Consider the following 16,423-nt stretch of genomic DNA (forward strand, 5'->3'; position numbering starts at 1 on the left):
GCCAGTCTCGACCCTAGGCGACCGGTCGCACTGCCTACCCGGGGGCCTCCCGGGACGGCAGCCACCACGCGTCGGCGATCAGTTTTTCGTTGCGGGACTTGACTTCTGACCGCTGACCGGAGAGACGGCCTGGCTGCGCGCCAGCGCCACGGCCGCGGCCACCATCGCCAGCACCGAGACCGCCAGCGCCACGCGACCGACGCCCGAGGTCCGCAGTGTCTCGCCCAGCACGGTGATACCGAGCACCGATCCGACGACCGGCTCGGCGATGGTGACCGCCGGCAGCGACGCGGTGAGGGGCCCGGCCCGAAACGCCGACTGCTCCCAGGCCGTCGCGGCGATCGCCAGCACCACCCACGCATAGAACTCCGGCATCCGCATCAGCGCCGCAACTCCGCGGCCGAGTTCGTCGACGACACCCTTGGTCAGGACCGTGAACACTCCCCACAGCGCACCGGACAACAGCCCCAGCAGCAGTGCACCGACCGTACCGGGGAACATCCGCGCACCGATCAGACACAACGCCAACGCCGTGCCGACAATTATCGTAACGAGAGCCCAGGTTTGCGGCGAACCTCGAGAGTTGCCGGACTGAGGGTTGCCCACCGTCACCACCACACCCACCGCCGCGGCCAACAGCACCGCCCAAAAACCTTGGCCGACAGTGATTCTGCGATGTTCAACCCTGGCACTGACGAGCATCGCGAACAACAACGACGTCACCAGCAGCGCCTGCACCAGCACCACCGAACCCATGGAGAGGGCCGCAGCCTGTAACCCGAACCCGGCGCCGGCCACCAAGCTGCCGGCCCACCAGCGGCCGTCGCGCAGGAGTCGGCCGAACAGCGCTGCCGTGCCGACCGGTTCGTCGGTGACCTGGTGGGCGGACCGTTGCTGCAGGACGTCGCCGACGCCGACCATCAGCGCAGACCCCAGCGCGAGCCCTGCCGCGAACCCTGTGTTGCCCACCGATCTCAGTTAGATTCCGTTGCCGCAGAGGCGTTTTCGATGTTAACGAGCTCGGCCAGGCCGCTCACGGTGAGGGCGGACAGCAGCAGCGGATGAGCAATGAGACGAATGCCGTCAGCGTGCGCGAACAACGCGTTGATCGCGGCGCTGTCCAGGTATTCCACCGCACTGAGGTCGACCGTGAGCGGACTGCCGGTGTTCGCGGCCTCGGCGGTGGCCGAGGCCAGAGCGTTCTTGAACGCGTCGATATTGCTCAGGTCGATTTCCCCGGCCGCGATCAGCAGGTGTTTGCCGTCTTCGGAATGCGCCGTGTCAAGGGTGAGCAACGTGGGCATCAGGTGATCCTCGCCGATAGGTGAACGGTGGTGCCGTTGGTCTCCGTATTGATGGTGACATCGTGCATGAGCCGTCGCATCAGGGCGATACCCCGTCCCCGCGTGGTGGTTGGCTGCGGCGGCTTCCACGAACCGGTGTCGGTGATCGTCAATTGCACTTCGTCGACAAGTGCCACCGCGCCCAGGCTGATCGTGCCGCCCGGCTGGTCGCGGTGGCCGTGCTCGATGGCGTTGGACATCGCTTCACCCGCGGCGATCAGCATGTTCGTCGTCTGCTCAGGACGCACTCGGACTTGGGACAGCCAACGGCGCAACGCCGTTCGGGTGGATGCCAGGTGGCTGGCATCGGGGGGGAACGTCAACTCCAGCGGGGCGGGATGGCGGTGCAGCAGGAGCACGACGTCGTCCTGATAGCCGCCGGCCGGCTCGACCCGGGCCATGATTTCGTCGGCAAGACCGTCCAGCGAGACGGTTTCGGCTTCCCCCACGACCGCCGCGACCCGAAAGATACCGTCCTCCAACAAGGTACGACGACGCTCGACCAGACCATCGGTGTAGAGGACCAGCGTGGACCGGGCCGGCAGGATCACACGTGCCTCCGGACGAGCCCAATCGCGCCGCACGCCGAGCGCGATGGTGTGACCTTCGTCGAGTATCTGAACAGTGCCGTCGGCGAGGACCAGGATAGGCGGCGGGTGCCCGGCGCTGGAATACACCAGTTCGCCGGTGGCGGGGTCGAGCACGCCGCAGACAGCGGTGGTGCACTGGGCGCCGGGCAGCCGCGCCGCGAAGCGGTCCATCCCGGACAAAGCCGCGGCGGGACTGTGGTTTTCGAACAACAGTGCGCGGCAGGCGCTGCGCACCTGTCCCATGACGGTGGCAGCGGCGAGGTCGTGCCCGACGCAGTCGCCTACCACCATCGCGATGCGTCCATCCTCCAAGTCGACGACGTCATACCAATCCCCGCCGACCTGCAGGGGGTGGCTGGCCGCCTGATAGCGCACCGAGAACCCGCCGGGCAGTTTGGCGGGACCCAGGATCGAATGCTGCAGGGCCAAAGCGGTTTCGCGCTGCTGGTCGACCTGGTACACCCGCTGCAAGCCTTGCCCGAGGCGGCCCGCAAGCACGGTCAGCAGAGTTTGGTCTTCCAGGGTGAATGGCCGTTGCTCGGGCAGATCGATCCAGACGACCACGACGCCTTCGGGATGCTGCAGCGCGATCCCCGCGGTCCCGGGCTCTGCGGTGCAGGGGGTGAGTAGGTCTCCGTCGCACAACGAGACGAGCTGCTGCCGGGTGCGGGACGGCAGCTCGTTCCACTGCGTGGACTCGCCGACCGACACCACCTGTGGCGCGTTGCTCAACGTTGTTGCGTGACTGCCCCTTCGGAAGGTCACTGCCAGTACGCGACGTGCTCGCCATTGCCGGCGCAGCTCCTCGGCGGCGCCCTGCAGCGCCTCGTCGACGGTGTCTGCCAGGGCCAGTTCCTGGTTGAGCGCATGTTCGCGGCCGGCCGCCAGCGCCAATGCAATGGCTGCGTGCCGCGCGAAGTCACTCACCAGCTCGAGATAGTCGGTGCCGAACTGGGGCTGCTGCGGGTGACGCGCGACGGCGATCACGCCGAGCACCGAATCGTGGGCGATAAGCGGCATCACGATTGCCGGGCGCGCACCGACGTCGGTGAACCCTTCGATCGGATATTCGAAGGAATCGGTGATCAGGGGCAGACCGCGCCGCGCGACACCACCTGTGGTGGAACCGTCCATAGGCACTTGTCGGCCGATCACCTCCGACGCGTAGCGCCCCGCGGTGGCGGCCACGACCAAGGTATCGACCTGGTGGGCGGGTAGATCCGGTTCCCGTGGAACCAACAGGATGGCCTGTTCAGCGTTCGCCAGTTCCAGTGCCCGATTCACGATGAGCTGCAGCGGTCCGGTCTGCGGGTCACCGGACAGCAGCGCCGTGGTGATCTCGCGGCTGGCCTTCGTCCACTTCGCGTTCTCGCGTTCGCGCTCGAACAGCCGCGCGTTGTCGATGGCGGCCGCCGCGGCCGTCGCCAGCGCCCAGACAGCGCCTTCATGAGCGTCCGAGAACACACGACCGGGCCGATCGTCGGCCAGGTAAAGGCTGCCGAAATCGGCTCCCCGCACCGCGATTGGGATTCCGAGCAATGCCCGCAGCGGCAGACCGTGCGGTTGCGATGGGATCGCCCCGGGGTGAGTGCTCAGGTCGTCGATGCGCAGGCCCTCCCCTACCGGCAGGTCGCCGAATCTGCGGGCCAACTCGTCGTCGATTCCGCTGTGCACGAAGGAAACCAGGCTGCCATCGGTTGAGCGGATCCCCAGCACCCCGTAGCCGGCCCCGGTCAGCTCGGTCGCGGCGTCGACGATTCGGTGCAGCGTCACATTCAGGTCGAGGTCGGAACCGATCTCGACGATGACCCGTACCAATTTCTCCATCAGGTCGCGGGCCGCCACGAGCTCGTCGAGCTGTTCGTGCATGCGACTCACCGGCTCCCGCCGGCCCAATCGGTTGAACGCGGACTCGCCGCGGTCAGTGGTCATTAAGACAACCTAACCCGCGGGACACGCAGTTCGGCGCAGAACTTGGTCAGGGTGACGTCGCCGGGTTTCTCGGCGGGTGCGTCGGTCTCATTCCAGCGGCTCCTCACCAGCAAGGATGGTCCGGTGCATGAGCCGACCGCTGTCGGCGGCATACGGCAGCACCCGGTGCATCGTTCCGGTGTTATCCCAGATCAGCAGATCACCCGGCTGCCAGTCGTGCCGGTAGACGTACCGGGGCTGGGTGGCCCAATCGCGCAGGCGCGCAAGTAATGCACGGCTGTCCCCTACCGACATCCCCAAGACGTAGTCGGCGGTGGCGCCCAGCAGCAGCGATTTGCGGCCGGACTGGTGGGTCCACACGATCGGGCACACCTTGGTCGGCGACTTCTGCCACATCGCGATCTCGGCGTAACTCATCTCCGGGGTGACGTAATACTGTGACCGTTCGGCACTGTGCACTACGCGCAGCTCTGCCAGTGCTTTCTTGTCGGCATCGGAAAGGTCCTCGTAAGCCGCATAGGTGTTGCAGAATTCGGTCTGACCGCCGGTCCGGGAAAGCTGTACCGCGCGCAACAACGTGGCCAAATTCGGTAGCGGCTGCAGCGACCCGTCGAAATGCCAAAACATCGATCCCTGAAGATATTTGGCGCGGGCGTTCACGTTCTCGTCCAGCGAGATCTTGTTGATGCCGCCGGCGCCCTCGTTGGCGACCACGGTACCCAGCGTCTTGGCGATGGCGACCTGCTGCTCGTCGCCGATGTCCAATCCGCGAAAGAACACCACACCACGCCGCTCCAGGATGTCGCGGATAGCCGGGGCCTGCGCGCCGCTGAGCAGCGTGTCGAGGTCGGTTCTGATTTCGCTACCGATAGTCGTTGTGAGGTCGACGATTTCCAGCTGCGCCGAGCCGAGTCCCATGGTTTCAACTCACCCTGGTGAGGATCGTGTTGGCCGAATGCTTCACCCGAGGCTGATTCCACAGCTCGACCGCCAGCGAGACGGTGATCAGCGAGTAGAGCAGGTTGCGCAGATTCGCGACGTCGTCGGGCAGCGGTTCGGAGTAGTCGAACTTGTCGATGTAGGCGACCGCTTCCTGGGCGCAAGGAAAAACCTGATCGTAGAATTCGCGGATCTGGTCCATGGAACTGTTGACCCGCTTCACGTAACGCTGGTGGCCGTCCTCGATCGCCCACTCGGGCACCAGGTGTTCCAGATGTGAAAACTCTTGCGGCAGAACCGTGGTCACTGTTGCCCCGCTTTCTCCCGCTCTCCGGCCGCGACGTAGTCGGCGACCACCTTGTGTAGATGGCGCAGCAGGATCTCTTCGTCATTCATCGTAAAGTGTGTGAGGACACCGCTGTTGAGCATCGCCTGCAGGCCCTCGGACGGACTCGCGTCTTCGAGGATGATGTCGTTGAGGAACGTCACGGTGAGTTCCTGGCCCAGTCGCTCCTTGTGCGTCTTGGGAGGCTGATAGAACATTTCGACTTCGAACAGGTGCGAGTGCGGGCCGGTCGGCCAGTGCGCGTGGGTGGTGAAACCCGACGAGCCGAAGATGAGCACGAAGTTGGGGAAGAACTGGAACGAATCGAACCCGTACTTTTCGGCGCGCGTCGGATTGATTCCGGGGGGCATCGGACCCCGATCGAGCCTCTTGTTCCAGGGGCCTGCGGCGCTTGCCTCCATCACGCACTCGATCGGCTTCGAATACGGCGTCCGCCGCGACGGCTCACCGGCGAACGAGAACATCCGGTGCGGGCCGCTGAGCTGGTAGGCCAGCGCATCGGTGAACGGGTTCGGCTTGTCCAGCGCCTCTTTGGCCTCAGCGGTGAGGTTGCCGAACGAGGACGCGTGCAGATACGGGCCGTGGTAACTCTCGGCGAAGCTGTCGACGAATATCTTCCAGTTGCACTGCAATTCGGCCGAAAACCGGTAGATCTGATGCGGCCCGTCAAACGGGTAGCCCTCGATGCCGTGGGCCAGCGCCCCGAGGAACGACCGCAGCGGTTCGGTGTTGTGCGGGTCGAGGTTGATGAAGATGAATCCTTGCCACACCTCGCATTGCACCGCGGGCACCCGGCAGCTGTCGGCGTCGAAGTCCAGCAGCAAGTCTTTACGAGTGGCGGCGTGCAGGGTGCCGTCCAGCTTGTACCGCCAGCCGTGGAAGCGGCAGTACAGCAGTGGCGCACGACCGGAGACCTCTTTGAAGGGATCGTCTTCCCACAGCATCTTGTTGCCGCGGTGCGGGCAGATGTTGTGGAAGGCGCGAATCACATCGTCCTTGCCGCGCACGATGATGATCGAAGTGTTCAACACCTTGAGTTCGCGGGTGAAGTAGCTTCCCGTCCGAGGGACCCGCTCGACCCGGCCGACGTAAAGCCAGCTCTTCTTGAAGACGTGCTCGCGTTCCTTCTCGTAGAAATCCTCGGATACGCAGTCCTGAAGCGACACCGGACCGCGGCCGAGCTCGGGATACGCGTCGGTCCAGTGTCCGCTGTCGGGTTTGGTCACCAGGCTGTCGTGACTCATCGGACCCTCCTCGCAGCCGACGCTAACAGCTGCCGAAATGGTCCAAACAGATGCAGAACCGCAACACCCTGTTGCATAGTTGGAACAAGCTCATGGACCAGAACCCGCCCTTCGACCTCGGCGCCCTGCTGATCTTCGGCAAGGTTGTCGAGAGCCGCAGCCTTTCGAAGGCGGCGGCGCTGCTGGGCATGCCCAAATCCACCGTCAGCCGCAAACTGGCGAAGCTGGAGGCTGACCTGGGCATCAAGCTGTTGCGTAAGAACACCCACCAGCTCACCGTCACCGACCTTGGCGAGAAGGTCTACCGGCACACGGTCAACATCCTCAACGAGGCCAACAGTGTGCGCGCGCTGGCGGAGGCCAGCCGACAAGAACCGCAGGGCGAGCTGCGCGTGGCGATGCCGGTGTTCCTCGGTATCGACTACGCATCTCGAGTGGGCGCCACATTTCTGCGGCGCTATCCGCACTCGCGCTTGGACATCCGGTTGGTCGACAGCATGGTCGACCCCGTCAAGGATGGCTTCGACGTGGTGTTCGGTCCTGGGCCACTGCAGGATTCGACGTTGATCGCCCGAAAAGTGTTCGACCTCAACCTGTTTCTGTGCGCCTCAGCAAAGTTCGTGCAGGGCCTGGGAGAGCCCATCACCGCGCCGTCACAGTTGAACGACCTGCCCTTCATCGACTTCGGCTTCGGCGGTCCGCGCAAGCTCACGGTCACCCGGGGTAGAAGACGACACGAGTTGTCGCCGCCGGTGCGCGCACGCGCCAACAACTTTCAGGTCTGCAAGCAGTACATCCTGCAGGGGCTGGGGTTCGGCGCAATGCCCACCCAGATCATCTGCGCCGACGAACTGCACGAGGGCACCATCGTCCCAGTCCTGCCGGACTGGGACGTCGAACCGGTGGCGGTGCACATGATCTACCCCTTCGAGCTCTCGTTCTCGACCTTGATCAGCGCCTTCTACGACACGGCTTGCCAGATCATCGCCGAGAACATCGCCCGGAGCCAGGACCTGGAAAGCGGGGCAAGCTAAATTCGTTCGAAATCGCCTGGGCGCCAATGACCGTTGAAGGCGGCCGCTTGCGGCCCGTAGATGCGGAAGTAGGTGAACCAGTTCTTGCCGGAGATGGTCTGGATCCAAGCGTGTTCGTGGCCCGCCGGCGCAGCGGGACCGAAATAGAGGTCGACGGCGCCGCCGGTGAGGCCCTGAAGTTCGAACAATGACCGCAGCGCCGCCTTGTTCTGCGGAGTCTGGATCTGGGAACGCGTGCCGACGTCGTAGACCGTGACAGACCAGAACAATCTGGCCGGCACTGGCAGCGGCACGGTCAGCCGGTAGGTGTTGGCGCCTTCCAGCGGGGCGCCGGTGTGGTCGTGGTGCCCCAGCCAGTACAACGAGCCTGCCTGGGTGTCGCGGCGGAACATGGCCGGCGAGGCTCCGATCGCCTGGTAGAACCATTTCTCGCGGGCCACCAGATCGACATGCGTGGTGGCGTTGAAGTCGCCGTCCTCGAAACGCAGTGCGGCGTGCTCCCATTGGCGGTCATCCCAGACGTGACGGTCGGCAGAGCGGTCGGCGAACGACTGGGCACGCAGCTGGGCGTTGCCGTGCTGGGCGGCGGCGGTGAGGATGTCGATCATTCGCTGGTCGGGGTCGAACGGTTGCCCCTTGGCGATACCGAGCGCGGCCAGCTCTCCGTAGTGGGTTCGGTAACCCTCGAATGCCGGTTCAGCGTCGACGGTTTCGTGCAAGACCCGCCAGAACTCGATGCCGTTCTCGACGCCTAAAGGCGTGGTGTCCTGGAATTTGCCGGTCAGGTCGAACCACTGCGGCGGGGTCCACTCGACGTCGGAATGCAGTGGGTAGACCTTGATGGTCTTGAGGCGCCGCATGGCGCCGTCGACATCGCCGTCGACGGGTAGTGATCGTGCGCCGACGATCTGCTGGTTACTACTAGCTCGGTGTAGGTAGTAACCGGTGTCGGGTAGTTCGCCGACAAAGTCGGGCCCGACGAGCAGGTGCTTGCCACCATTGCCCGCGTCGGGGCCCGGTAGTCCCATATCGGCGACCCACCGCTGGTTGACGTCCATCGCCACGACGATCAAGGGCCCCGGTTCGAGTTCGACCACCAGCGGCCCGATTCCCAAGTCCAGCTGTAACGGTCCGTACGGTGTGTCGGAGTTGGCGGTGAACACCAATTGAGTTGGCCCGCAGTCGAGAACGCCGAAAACTTTGTTGGCCACCAGACCCGCCGCCTCGTTACCGCGGATGATCCGCGCGCCGGAGACCGTCGGATAGAAGAACTTGTACGCCGTGATCGCCCTGGCCAGGTCGGCTTCGTCGTAAGCCCGCTGGATCGTGGCGCCGTCATCGGTGGTCATGGGGTAACTCCTCGATGTCGGTGAGGACCCAGGTGCCGTCGACCGCTTGCTTTTTCGGTCCGTAGATGCGGAACAGGACGAAGAACGGATCACCATCGCGGGTGTGCACCCAGTTGGTTTCGCGGTCCGGCGGCGGCGCCGGGGAGAAGTACACGTCGACCGAACCGTCGGGGTTGACGTCGACGTCGTTGCGGTAGGAGTCCAACCCGACTACCGGGGATTCACGGATGAACGCGCCGGTCGCGGCGTCATAGACGTCCACGGCCCAGAATTGCGTCGTCGGCACATCGGGCGGCACCCGCAGCCGGTAGGACCCAGCGCCGTTGAGCCTGCTGCCGTCATCGGACTCGTAGGTCTTCAGGTAGAGCTGCGGCGGTGGGGGCACCACCGGCCCGAACATCGCGAACCAGGCGAAGGCGCGCACGTCGACGCGCAGATCACGACCCGGCTCGACGAACGTCAGTCGGGTGCCCTCAGCCAGCGGAACGTCCAGCAGGAAGCGCCATCTGCGGCCGGTGTGCGGCCAGACCGGAGTGCCGGTGCTGGCGTAGCCCTCCATCATCCACTGATGCGCCTCCTCGGCTGCGCGGTCAAGCACGTCGACGCCCAGCGCTTCGGGATCGAAGGTGAGGTCTTTACCGATGCCGAGCAGGTGCAGTTGGCCCAGTAGCGCCAAGTCGCGGTCCTGGACTGGCTCCTGCGCTACCATCGCCGACAGCGAAGCGAACAAGCTCGCGTCGTAGCGTGGGACGGCCTCGAACGGTTGCCCCGCCACATCGATGAATTGGATCGCTGAGCCGGCCTCCCCGAGCGGATAAATCTTCAGCGTGTGCAGATAGTCGATGCCGTCGCGGCGGTCCTGCTCCGATTGGGTCGCGATGATGATGCGCAGCAAACAGTACGCGGTGTAGGTCGTGCACGGGACCGCCACATGACCGTCGGGGACCGGGCGGTCGAATCCCGGCGGCAACACGACATACTTGGCGCCGGCGCCCTTGTCGAAACCGGTGTTTCCGACGTTGCGCAACGGCTCGTTCCAGACGTTGATGATCGTCCCGTACAGCGCCTGCTCGGTAGCTGCCGGGACCTCGACCACGATTGGGCCCGCAGCGAGATTCATGAAGAACATCACGTAGCTCGTGGAATGGTTGGGTGTCGTGGTCTGGTTCATCCACGTGTTGGGGTTCGACCAGAAGATGCAGTCGTTGTAGTGCGCGCCGGCCCGAAAATAGGCCTGCCGCATGGCGTCCACGTTGACCAGCGGCATGCCCCACAGCGCCGCCTCGACCGCGCGGCGCTCTACGGCGCGCGCGTGCAGTTCCTGCGCGGTGAACCGCATGGTGATCCCTCCCGGTGCCCGTCACTGAGCCGACTCGCCGCACAACATCACCGACGAACACCTGTGGGTACAGCTAGCAGCGTAGCCCCGGATCATTCTTGAGTCACCGCTCTGGCTCCGATGCGGGCGACTGGGTTTCGCCTCGCCCCGCTAGGCGCGATATTTCGCTATGAGGTCCGCGAATTCGTCCAGGCGCCGCAGCGAGTCGTCCCGCGGTTTGGTGGGCAGCAGCAACCCCAGCTGACCGAATCCCAGCTCTTCGGCGGCCTGCCAATAATCGGGGTCTTTCGGTGTGCCGAACATCGCCATCGGCACGTCGTGCCCGGCGGCGTCGCGCAACTGCGGCACCCGGCGGGTGACGTGCTCGATCGGGAACGGGTTGGAGAGCCAACCGGCCTGATGCCGCACCACCCGCTTGAACGTCGCGGCCGAATCTCCGCCGAAAAAGATCGGTGGATGCGGTTTGCGAACGGGTTTGGGCCGGCTGTACGACGGGGGGAAATCGACATAGGTGCCGTGATATTCGGCGGGCTCGTCAGCCCACAGCGCCTTGATGGCCTCGATGCGCTCGTCCAGCAGCGCCCCGCGCGTCTTCGGGTCGGTGCCGTGGTCGCGCATTTCCTCGATATTCCAGCCGGCCCCGACGCCGAACACGAACCGGCCCCCAGAGATCACATCGATGCTCGCCGCTTCCTTGGCAGTGATGATCGGGTCACGCTGAATGAGCAGGGCGATGCCGGTGAACAACTCGATCTTCGACGTCACGGCCGCGGCGGCGGCGAGCGTGACGAAGGGGTCCAGGGTGCGGTAGTAGATCTTCGGCAGCTCACCGCCCAGCGGATACGGCGATTCCCGACTGGCCGGAATGTGGGTGTGCTCGGCGACCATCAACGACTCGAATCCGCGCTCTTCGATCGCACGCGCCAGCGTCACCGTGTCGATGCTGTCGTCGTTGACGAACGTTGCGATCCCGAACTTCATTGCCGTTCCCCTGCCTGTAGGTGTCGCTTCGTCAGACATCCCTCACCCTGCAGATATTCCCGCACATTCGGAATATCTTGCCGTGCAAGAGAATTCGCGAGGTTACCGGGTCTCATCGGCGCGGCGTGCGGTGCGCCGCCACCACGTCGGCGTTGGCCAGTTCCTGGGCCCGCGCCGCCAGTACCGACGCCCTGTTGGCGTAGGCGATGGCTTCGGCTTCGTTGCTGGCCTGCTTGCCGTGCGCCGCTGCCAGATGCCGCTTGGCGTCTTCGAGCTGGGCCTGGGCCTGGTCGCCGACGGCCTTGCGGTGCTTGGCGACGTAGTCGGAGATCTGCCGCAGCCGGGCGTCCGCGGTGGACAGCGCCTGCTCCAGGGAATCAACGCGCCCGCCTGCGTCGGAATGTCCCCGCGCCGCGCGGCGGCGGCGACGCCGTCGAATCAGCAGAATCAGCGCCACGATGACGACCACCGCGATGCCGATGCAGGTCGCGATCAACAGCCAGTTCGGCGATGACGAATTCGTCGAACTGGCGGATTTGTTCAGCCCGTCGGCGGCGGCGACCGCGGCGCCCCCCCAGTCTTTGGCGTTCACCTCGGGATCGATTTTCGTGCTCCGCAGGCTGCTCAACTCGGATACCGAAAGACCCGGAACGGAGAACGCGTACAACTTGGTGTTCGTAGCCACGGCCAGCAGCGCGTCCTGGGCGCCCATTTTGCTGGCGGCGCGGGTGTTCTCCGCCCAGTTGTCGGGCTTGAACCGGGAGAAATTGTCGACGTAGACCACCCACAGTTGGAGGCGCCGGTCCCGGTAGAGCCGGTCGATCGCCGAGCTGACCGCCGCCCGGTCGGAGTCCGTCAACGCGCCGGTGGTGTCGGTGATGTGCTCGGTGAGCTTGGACGGCGGTTGCGCGCCGACCGGGGTTGCAAGCAGCAGGCCAGCTGTGAGGACCGTCAGGAGTGCAGCGAGCGAGCGGGCAATGCGCATGCGGGTAATCTAGCTCGCCGTTGCGCTGTTGCCGTGTGATGCGGCCCAGCTTCTCTCGTAAACCCACGGACCGCGCCGCATCGTCAAGCGGTGCCGCGGACCGGGCAGGTCGGCGTCGCGGGTGTCGTAGCCGGCGTCGCCGTGCCAGAGGATGACCATGCCTGTCGGTGCGGTGACGAGGTGACTTTCGAAGTGCTCGAACGGCATTGACTCGACCCCGGCCGTCGCGGCGGCGCAATCGCGGTACGCCGACAACTGGTGCAGCGTCACCCAGGTCGGGGGCAGCAGCACCATTCGGCCGTGCCCGTGCTCTTCGAGGGCGTCGGCCGGGCTGATCCACCGGTGATCGACGATCTCGCTGCCGTCGACAACCACCTCGCCGGCGTCGATCGCGACACTGAACAACATCCAGGTGCGGAAACGTTTAGGGGCCTCGGGACCCGGACTCCACTGCGAGATCACCGACAACGTGTTCCCGTCAAGGTGAATTCCGGCCTCCTCCAAGGTTTCTCGCGCCGCCGCGCGGCGGGCCGCCTCGATGCTGTCGAGCGAGTCCGTCCCGGCGTCGGCCGGGTCCACCCGACCTCCGGGAAAGACCCAAGCTCCCCCGGCGAACGACGTCGTCGTGGCCCGCTTGAGCATCAGCACCTCGAAGCCGTCGGCGCCGTCGCGGCCCAGGACGACGGTGGCCGCGGCAACCTCTGGCGTCTCGGCGTTCATGGTGGCAGCTCCTCGGTTCGGGCATCCGTCACGTTGCCTTGCCGAGGCCGGCACGTCAACGCAGTGTTAGCGTCGTCGGCGTGACCCTCAACGACATCGCCCTGACCACCCTCGACGGAAAGCAGGCCACGCTGGCCGAATTGTCCGGCGGCGCAACGCTGGTCGTGAATGTTGCGTCCAAGTGCGGGCTTACCCCGCAGTACACGGCACTGGAGAAGCTGGCCAGGGACTACCGCGACCGTGGTCTGACGGTCGTGGGCGTTCCCTGCAATCAGTTCATGGGCCAGGAGCCGGGCACGGCCGAGGAGATTCAGGAGTTCTGCTCGACGACGTACGGGGTGACGTTTCCGTTGCTGGCCAAAACCGACGTCAACGGCGACAACCGCCATCCGCTGTACGCCGAGCTGACCAAGGCCCCCGACGCCGACGGCAAGGCGGGTGACATTCAGTGGAACTTCGAGAAGTTCCTCGTCGCGCCCGACGGCGAGGTGGTCAACCGGTTTCGGCCGCGGACCGAACCGGACGCACCGGAGGTGATCAGCGCGATCGAGGCCGTGCTGTCCCGGTAAGCGGCGCCGGCGTCAGAGCAAGCGGGCGTCAGAGCCCGGAGACCGCCTGCACCAGCTCCGTTGCGGAGGGGCTGGACAGCACCCAGTTGCCGTTCTGGTTGACGAACATCAGGTTCTTGGTGACCGGCGCCGGCAGCTTGGGGCCCGAGACGGCCACGTCGGCGGTCGCCGTCGTCGGACCGTTCGATTGAATGTTCGTCACGGCGAAGGACAGCGGCAGCTGACCGTTGCGGTAGGCCTTTCTCAGCTCGTGATCCATCACGTGGCCCTCGCCCGAACCGATGCCGCCTTCGACCAGGCTGTCCTTGGTGTGGTACGACACGCCAGGATCGGACAAATTGGTGAGGATAGAGGTGATCTGGTCCGCGGTCGGCACGTTTTGATCGGGGGCGGGCGACGGCGTCGGTGAGGGCGCGGGATCCAGCGGCAGCGGCGCGCCGGCGGAGGCCAGCTGAACCTGGGCGGCGAGCGGGACACCGGATGCACCGGAGCCCAATGCTGCCGCACCACCGACAGCGGCCAGCGCGGCAACGCTCACGGCAATGGATTTCATGGACTTCACGGTTCCCCCTGTGCTGGGTGTGGACGTGCGGACTGTCTCCACTCGACGCCGACACCGTATCCGCGCCGCGGCTGGTTTTCCTGCATTGCGCGTGTGTCTGCGCGTCGGCTCAAGCTACGCCATATGTTGCGCGATTACCCTGCGGAAAAGCTGTGGAGTGACTCCGAGTAGCCCGGGCAGTTGCCCGCCGCATCCAACTGCCCGTGCTATCGACAACCAAGCGCGCATTCGCTCCGCGTCATTAATTGCTGGTAGATCCTGCGCCCGGCCTGCGACCTACCCCCTGTTGGAGGCGGGGCGGCACCAGGTCGGCCGGCACCAACGGGGCCGCAAGCAATGGGAAAAGCCCGCAGAGAGCCCATGCCAGCGGATAGGCCGTAGTACTGATCAACGCCCCAAACGCCGGAGGCCCCACGGAGGCGATCACTCGTTGGGTGGTGTTCTGCGCGCCCAGCGCTCGTCCACTCCAAAAGGGGCCCGCGAACTCGGTGATCGCTGTCGCCTCCAAACCATTGTCGAGCACCGCGAGGATCGTGATCGCTGCCATGAACCACACGTCGAGCCGTGAGCCTAGGTGATCGGTGAGGGCCAACAAGAAAAGCGTCAGCGCGGCAGCAAGGGCGATGACGCGCACGGGCTGCATCCGCGAGCCGAGGCGATCAGACAATCGGCCAACCACGATGCGGCCCAACGCACCCAACAATTGGCAGGCAGTCACCAAGGCGCCCGCCATCGCGGACGACCAACCCCGGTGGTCCATCAACCAGACAAGCATGAACGTCACGGTCACCGCCTGGGGCATCATCATCAATCCCGACACCGCATGTATCCGCCACAACACCGAGGACTCTCGATACGGATTGGCCAGTTCTTCGATGCTGGCGCATTGTCGGGCTCTCCGCCCGGGATCGGCGATACCAATGGCGGCGATCACGGCGGCGATAGTGCAGCACACAGCGGGAAACCACAGCGCGGAAATTGCGTCCTGCTCGGCCAGTTCCGGCATCACCAACGCTCCCAACGCGATTCCCACCGGCTGAGCAGTTTGACGGATTCCCATCGCCACACCACGTTGATGCGGCGGGAACCACGCTGACACCAGTCGACCACCTGCGGTGTTGCAGCCGGCTGCGGCCATCCCGCCCAGAAACAGCAGGGCACCGATTGCGAAGAACGAATGCTGCGAAGCCAGGGCGAATGCCGCGACGGCAGTCAGCGCGGAGGAGACAGTCAGGACCGTTCGCTCGCCGAGGCGATCGACAGCGTAACCCCACGGAAGCAGAGTGAGCACCATTCCCCAGCTCGGAATCGACGCCAACAGACTGGACTGAGTCAGTGGGATCCCGCCGGCCGATCGCAGGGCAGGAATCAAGAAGGCAAAACCATTGATGAACAAGAAGGAACTTGCAGTGGCCCACAGCGCAATTGCCAGGATCGACCAGCGCGCGCCGGCGCCGAGAAAATCTATATCAGCAGGACCCTCGAGTGTCTGCATTCCCGACATCTCATCCTCCTGCCGGTGAGCGGGGCACAACGCTGAATCTGTTGTAAGAGAGTGCGACTGCAGAGATTCATGCGCGGCGCACTAGTACATGCAGCACCGGGCACGCCTTGCAGGAAGGCGGTATGCCTTGGACGCGATGATTGAGGTGGTTCCGAGCGCCACCGACTCGATGGCCGATAACGTTTGATCCCAGCACTTTTCATCACACGTTGATGCGTGGAAGAGGGTCCGCGCTCGTTGCGTCTAGCATCAGACCCATTGTCGCCGAGACGCTTTAGAAGACAGCGAGCCAAATCGCGATGTATTGGCAAATCGCCGCAACCGCAGTGCACGCGTGGAAAACTTCGTGATAACCGAAGACGCTCGGCCACGGATCCGGCCGGCGTAACCCGTAGCACACCGCGCCGACGCTGTAGAGCAGTCCGCCGAGCGCCAACAGCACCATGACGGTCACCCCTGCGTTGTAGACGATCAAGTTGGTGTACCAGACCGCTACCCAGCCCAGCAACAGATAAAGTGCGACCCCCACCCATCGCGGGGCCGTCGGCCAGAACAGGCTCAGCGCAATGCCTACCAGCGCACCGCCCCACACGATCCCGAGTACTACGTGCCCTGTGGTACGCGGCATCTCCAGTCTGGCGAAAGGCGTGTAAGTTCCGGCGATGAATACGAAGATCATGGAGTGATCGAGCCGTCGCATCCAGCCACGGGCCGTCGCCGACTGCCAGTAGACGCGATGGTAGATAGCGCTGACCGCAAACATCGCCACGATCGCCAGCGTGTAGGCCAGCGTGGCGTGTCCCGCCAACTTGGAGACCTGCGCCCAGGACATCGTCACCAGCGCTGCGCCGGCGAACAATGCCGCAACAGCGCAGTAAAAATGAATCCAGCCGCGCCAGCGCGGCCTGGCCAACACGGCCGAGCTGGCGGCACCGCCGTCATATTCGGCCACCGGTCCGTCTATTCCGGCACGGTGGATCGAATCA

General features: G+C 64.9%; 16 protein-coding genes. 2 read left to right on the top strand and 14 right to left on the bottom strand.

The genetic code is table 11. The annotated features are described in order from the left end of the window. Positions 1-78 precede the first annotated feature (78 nt). From MKCMC460_RS18810 to MKCMC460_RS18835, 6 genes are all read right to left on the bottom strand, one after another. A complete protein-coding gene (locus MKCMC460_RS18810; protein WP_255731162.1) occupies positions 79-969 on the bottom strand; it encodes a DMT family transporter in 891 nt (296 codons plus the stop codon). 5 nt (positions 970-974) lie between these two features. Then, positions 975-1,304, bottom strand: coding sequence for an STAS domain-containing protein (locus MKCMC460_RS18815; protein WP_236982375.1), 330 nt, complete (start codon positions 1,302-1,304; stop codon positions 975-977). After that, a complete protein-coding gene (locus MKCMC460_RS18820; RefSeq protein WP_236982373.1) occupies positions 1,304-3,865 on the bottom strand; it encodes a SpoIIE family protein phosphatase in 2,562 nt (853 codons plus the stop codon). The genes MKCMC460_RS18815 and MKCMC460_RS18820 overlap by 1 nt, the downstream gene beginning before the upstream one ends. Before the next feature lie 87 nt (positions 3,866-3,952). After that, a complete protein-coding gene (locus tag MKCMC460_RS18825) occupies positions 3,953-4,783 on the bottom strand; it encodes a TauD/TfdA family dioxygenase (protein ID WP_236982371.1) in 831 nt (276 codons plus the stop codon). A 4-nt stretch (positions 4,784-4,787) separates the two neighbouring features. Continuing rightward, positions 4,788-5,111: a hypothetical protein gene (locus MKCMC460_RS18830; protein ID WP_236982369.1), complete on the bottom strand. Its 324-nt coding sequence runs from the start codon at positions 5,109-5,111 to the stop codon at positions 4,788-4,790. Then, positions 5,108-6,394, bottom strand: coding sequence for an SRPBCC family protein (locus tag MKCMC460_RS18835; RefSeq protein ID WP_236982367.1), 1,287 nt, complete (start codon positions 6,392-6,394; stop codon positions 5,108-5,110). Before MKCMC460_RS18835 ends, MKCMC460_RS18830 begins: the two co-directional genes overlap by 4 nt. A gap of 92 nt (positions 6,395-6,486) precedes the next feature. Here MKCMC460_RS18835 and MKCMC460_RS18840 point away from each other — a divergent pair, with 92 nt between their 5' ends. After that, on the top strand, positions 6,487-7,428 hold the full coding sequence (locus tag MKCMC460_RS18840) for a LysR family transcriptional regulator (RefSeq protein ID WP_236983999.1): 942 nt from the start codon (positions 6,487-6,489) through the stop codon (positions 7,426-7,428). On the opposite strand, the gene MKCMC460_RS18845 is transcribed toward MKCMC460_RS18840, so the two are convergent. From MKCMC460_RS18845 to MKCMC460_RS18865, 5 genes are all read right to left on the bottom strand, one after another. Beyond that, positions 7,425-8,777, bottom strand: a complete 1,353-nt coding sequence (locus MKCMC460_RS18845; RefSeq protein ID WP_236982358.1) for a DUF1254 domain-containing protein — start codon at positions 8,775-8,777, stop codon at positions 7,425-7,427. The two genes, MKCMC460_RS18840 and MKCMC460_RS18845, sit on opposite strands and share 4 nt — an antisense overlap. Next, positions 8,764-10,116 (bottom strand): DUF1214 domain-containing protein, encoded by a 1,353-nt coding sequence (locus MKCMC460_RS18850; RefSeq protein ID WP_236982356.1) that lies wholly within the window; start codon positions 10,114-10,116, stop codon positions 8,764-8,766. Before MKCMC460_RS18850 ends, MKCMC460_RS18845 begins: the two co-directional genes overlap by 14 nt. A gap of 150 nt (positions 10,117-10,266) precedes the next feature. Then, a complete protein-coding gene (locus tag MKCMC460_RS18855) occupies positions 10,267-11,097 on the bottom strand; it encodes an LLM class F420-dependent oxidoreductase (RefSeq protein WP_236982354.1) in 831 nt (276 codons plus the stop codon). 112 nt (positions 11,098-11,209) lie between these two features. Next, on the bottom strand, positions 11,210-12,082 hold the full coding sequence (locus tag MKCMC460_RS18860; RefSeq protein ID WP_236982352.1) for a YgcG family protein: 873 nt from the start codon (positions 12,080-12,082) through the stop codon (positions 11,210-11,212). A gap of 9 nt (positions 12,083-12,091) precedes the next feature. Further along, positions 12,092-12,802 carry an NUDIX hydrolase gene (locus tag MKCMC460_RS18865; RefSeq protein WP_236982350.1) on the bottom strand — a complete coding sequence of 237 codons (711 nt, stop codon included), beginning with the start codon at positions 12,800-12,802 and terminating at the stop codon, positions 12,092-12,094. 80 nt (positions 12,803-12,882) lie between these two features. Here MKCMC460_RS18865 and MKCMC460_RS18870 point away from each other — a divergent pair, with 80 nt between their 5' ends. Then, a complete protein-coding gene (locus tag MKCMC460_RS18870; RefSeq protein ID WP_236982348.1) occupies positions 12,883-13,371 on the top strand; it encodes a glutathione peroxidase in 489 nt (162 codons plus the stop codon). A gap of 28 nt (positions 13,372-13,399) precedes the next feature. Here MKCMC460_RS18870 and MKCMC460_RS18875 read toward each other — a convergent pair whose 3' ends face one another. The 3 genes from MKCMC460_RS18875 to MKCMC460_RS18885 all read right to left on the bottom strand — a co-directional run bounded on the left by MKCMC460_RS18875 (position 13,400) and on the right by MKCMC460_RS18885 (position 16,401). After that, positions 13,400-13,933: a hypothetical protein gene (locus MKCMC460_RS18875; protein ID WP_236982346.1), complete on the bottom strand. Its 534-nt coding sequence runs from the start codon at positions 13,931-13,933 to the stop codon at positions 13,400-13,402. 241 nt (positions 13,934-14,174) lie between these two features. After that, entirely contained in the window at positions 14,175-15,428 is a 1,254-nt protein-coding gene (locus MKCMC460_RS18880) for an MFS transporter (protein ID WP_238304685.1), read from the bottom strand. 283 nt (positions 15,429-15,711) lie between these two features. Next, positions 15,712-16,401: a hemolysin III family protein gene (locus MKCMC460_RS18885; RefSeq protein ID WP_236983997.1), complete on the bottom strand. Its 690-nt coding sequence runs from the start codon at positions 16,399-16,401 to the stop codon at positions 15,712-15,714. Positions 16,402-16,423 lie beyond the last annotated feature (22 nt).

It is taken from the genome of Mycobacterium sp. 20KCMC460, assembly GCF_022179425.1.
Lineage (GTDB): Bacteria > Actinomycetota > Actinomycetes > Mycobacteriales > Mycobacteriaceae > Mycobacterium > Mycobacterium kiyosense.

Coding starts and splice junctions, on each gene's coding strand:
- MKCMC460_RS18880 (WP_238304685.1), bottom strand. CDS start 15,428: ATGCAGACACTCGAGGGTCCTGCTGATATAGATTTTCTCGGCGCCGGC.
- MKCMC460_RS18835 (WP_236982367.1), bottom strand. CDS start 6,394: ATGAGTCACGACAGCCTGGTGACCAAACCCGACAGCGGACACTGGACC.
- MKCMC460_RS18820 (WP_236982373.1), bottom strand. CDS start 3,865: ATGACCACTGACCGCGGCGAGTCCGCGTTCAACCGATTGGGCCGGCGG.
- MKCMC460_RS18865 (WP_236982350.1), bottom strand. CDS start 12,802: ATGAACGCCGAGACGCCAGAGGTTGCCGCGGCCACCGTCGTCCTGGGC.
- MKCMC460_RS18815 (WP_236982375.1), bottom strand. CDS start 1,304: ATGCCCACGTTGCTCACCCTTGACACGGCGCATTCCGAAGACGGCAAA.
- MKCMC460_RS18855 (WP_236982354.1), bottom strand. CDS start 11,097: ATGAAGTTCGGGATCGCAACGTTCGTCAACGACGACAGCATCGACACG.
- MKCMC460_RS18825 (WP_236982371.1), bottom strand. CDS start 4,783: ATGGGACTCGGCTCGGCGCAGCTGGAAATCGTCGACCTCACAACGACT.
- MKCMC460_RS18850 (WP_236982356.1), bottom strand. CDS start 10,116: ATGCGGTTCACCGCGCAGGAACTGCACGCGCGCGCCGTAGAGCGCCGC.
- MKCMC460_RS18860 (WP_236982352.1), bottom strand. CDS start 12,082: ATGCGCATTGCCCGCTCGCTCGCTGCACTCCTGACGGTCCTCACAGCT.
- MKCMC460_RS18845 (WP_236982358.1), bottom strand. CDS start 8,777: ATGACCACCGATGACGGCGCCACGATCCAGCGGGCTTACGACGAAGCC.
- MKCMC460_RS18840 (WP_236983999.1), top strand. CDS start 6,487: ATGGACCAGAACCCGCCCTTCGACCTCGGCGCCCTGCTGATCTTCGGC.